The organism is Actinomycetospora sp. (assembly GCF_055612215.1).
This window is the reverse complement of sequence record NZ_JBVPVA010000367.1, coordinates 1-2,307: the sequence shown is the minus strand read 5'-3', so window position 1 is coordinate 2,307 and position 2,307 is coordinate 1. Positions and strand designations below refer to the sequence as shown.

At 77.7% G+C, this 2,307-nt stretch carries 4 protein-coding genes and 1 pseudogene; 2 read left to right on the top strand and 3 right to left on the bottom strand.

Features of this window, described 5'->3' with window-relative positions:
* On the bottom strand, window positions 1-187 hold a 187-nt coding region (locus AC0CYZ_RS10495; protein ID WP_472214976.1), incomplete at its 3' end, for a hypothetical protein.
* Between the two features lie 148 nt (window positions 188-335).
* Between AC0CYZ_RS10495 and AC0CYZ_RS10490 the strand changes: the two genes are divergently transcribed.
* Window positions 336-833, top strand: coding sequence for an SdpI family protein (locus tag AC0CYZ_RS10490; RefSeq protein WP_472214974.1), 498 nt, complete (start codon window positions 336-338; stop codon window positions 831-833).
* 10 nt (window positions 834-843) lie between these two features.
* Here the strand turns inward: AC0CYZ_RS10490 and AC0CYZ_RS10485 are convergent, their stop codons facing one another.
* Together AC0CYZ_RS10485 and AC0CYZ_RS10480 are read right to left on the bottom strand one after the other, a co-directional pair.
* Entirely contained in the window at window positions 844-1,344 is a 501-nt protein-coding gene (locus AC0CYZ_RS10485) for a DUF427 domain-containing protein (protein ID WP_472214972.1), read from the bottom strand.
* A gap of 26 nt (window positions 1,345-1,370) precedes the next feature.
* On the bottom strand, window positions 1,371-1,982 hold the full coding sequence (locus AC0CYZ_RS10480) for a YqgE/AlgH family protein (RefSeq protein ID WP_472214970.1): 612 nt from the start codon (window positions 1,980-1,982) through the stop codon (window positions 1,371-1,373).
* Window positions 1,983-2,119: 137 nt separating this feature from the next.
* Between AC0CYZ_RS10480 and AC0CYZ_RS10475 the strand changes: the two are divergent.
* Window positions 2,120-2,307, top strand: a pseudogene (locus tag AC0CYZ_RS10475) (hypothetical protein); the annotation flags it as partial.

Below are 2,307 nucleotides of genomic sequence, written 5' to 3'. Positions count from 1 at the left end.
CGCCGTCGGCGAGCGGGCCGGACGGGTTCGGGGTCGAGAAGGTCTGCTCGGCCTCCCAGCGGTCCTGCCAGCGCGCCTCGATCCCGCTGGCCAGCGCGGCGGTGTAGCGGTAGGGCGGCACCCCACGGCCGGGCTCGGCGTCGGACCCCGGGGTCTCGCTCCGAGCGACGTCGGGCTGGGCGGTCACGGCGTTCCTCCTGGTCACCACACGGATGCGCTGCGCCCGGCGCCCGCACGACGGCTGCGGCGACCAGGGCCGGCCCGCGCCGACGTGCCACACGAGGAGTGGACGTCTCGGCGGCGGGTCCCTCGAGCATCGAGCCTACTCTGGGGGCATGGTCGTCCCCGTGCTGGCCGCCGTCCTCGTGCTCGCCGCCGCCGCCGTCCTCGTCGTCGGGATCCTCGCCGCGGTGCACCGGCTGCCCCGCAACCGCGTGATCGGCGTGCGGACCGGCTGGACCATGGCGCGCATCGACTCGTTCCGGCGCGCCAACCGGGTGGCGGCACCCGCCTTCGTCGCCGCGGGCGTGGTCGGCGTCGCCGCCGGGGTGGTCGCCCTGCTGGCCCCCACGACGGCGGCCGCGGTGACGCTCGTCGTCGTGGGCGTGCTGGGGCTCCTCGGGCTGACGGGCGTCGGCGGCGCCGTGGGTGCCCGGTACGCCGAGGCCGACCGGGCGGCGACCCTGGAGGACGAGCGCCGCACCTCCGGGCCGTGCACGCTCGGCGGGGTGCCCGAGGAGGCCGACACCTGCGGGACCGCGGCCGGCGCCTGCGGCGGGGCGTGCTCGCTCTGCCCGCGCGCCGGGGCGAACGCGGGCGAGCAGCCGGGCTGAGGCGCCCGGCCTACCAGCCCCAGCTGCCCGGGCCGCCCTTGAACGGGCCGACGACGTCGTGGGTGATCCACCCGCCGTAGAACCCGCCCGGCTGCGGCACCACGCGCTCGCCGCCGAGCGTGATCTCGTCGAACGGCGCGGGGTAGAGCGACACCCGGTCGGCGAGCTCGGGGTAGGTCGCGCTGACGTCACCCTCCGGGTACCACCAGCCGACGGCCTCCAGGGTCGTGCCCGGCAGCACGATGTCGACGTAGCGCGCGGTGCCCTTCCACTCGCAGACCGTCCGGCGCTGCGCGGGCCGCAGCACGCCCTCGGTGAACGCGGTGCGGGGCAGGTAGAACGTCGGCGGGTGGCTGGTCTCGAGCACCCGCACCAGGTCGTCGGTGTCGACCACGACCGTGCCGGCGTGCGTGACGACGGCGCGACGGGTGTCCCGCTCGGCGCGCGGGGGGCGCGGGTAGTCCCAGACCGACTCCTGGCCGGGCCCGGGCTGCTCGCGTGTGATCCGCACGCCACCGACGCTACGGCCGCGCGCGGCTAATTGCGCGACGGCTCCGCGACGTGGGTCGCCAGCAGCGCGAGCGGGACGCCCTGACGGCGGAGCACCCCGCCCCACAGGTCGTGGCGCGGCGGGGCGAGCACGTCGTCGGGCAGCGCGGGCACGACGTACCAGTCGCCGCGGGCGATCTCGCCGGCGAGCTGCCCGCGGTCCCACCCCGCGTAGCCCGCGAACACCCGCAGCCCGCGCACCCGCGGCGCCAGCGTGCTCGGGTCGCCGTCGAGGTCGACCAGCGCCACCGGCCCGCGCACCCCGACGACGCCCTCGGTCCGCGCCGGGTCCTCCCCGGTCCGCAGCGCCGCCAGGCACAGGGCGGTCTTCTGCTCGACCGGGCCGCCGACGAAGACCGCGCTCGGCCGCGTCGTGAACGGACCCCAGGCGGGCAGGACGTCGCCGACCGCGACCTCGCTCGGCCGGTTCAGCACGACGCCGAGCGTGCCCTCCCGCCGGTGGTCGATGACGAACACGACCGTCCGGACGAAGTTGTCGTCGGTGAGGGTGGGGGCCGCGACGAGCAGCGACCCCGCCTCGACGGCGTTGACCGGGCGTTCGGTGGGTTCGCCCCTCGTTCCCTCCGCCACGCGGTCCATCGTGGCACTCCGCGCCGCCGTCGGGGAGCCGGGCCACCCGCCCTCGTCGCGATCCGTCGTCGTCCGGACGCCCACCTGCGACGCCCGGTCCGGGCGCCCGAGTCCGTTCCGCCGACCCGACGCGTAGCGTCCTGCCCGTGCCCGTTCCACCCCCCGCGCCGGAGCAGGCGACGCGGCCGGCCGCGGACGCCGGGACCGGTGCCGCCGCAGAGCCCGACCGCTTCCGGCGGCGCGACCTGGCGGCGCACCCGGGCTTCCTGCGGCTGCTCACGATCCGCCTCGGGGCGCAGTGGGGTGACGGGGTCTTCCAGGCCGCGCTCGGCGG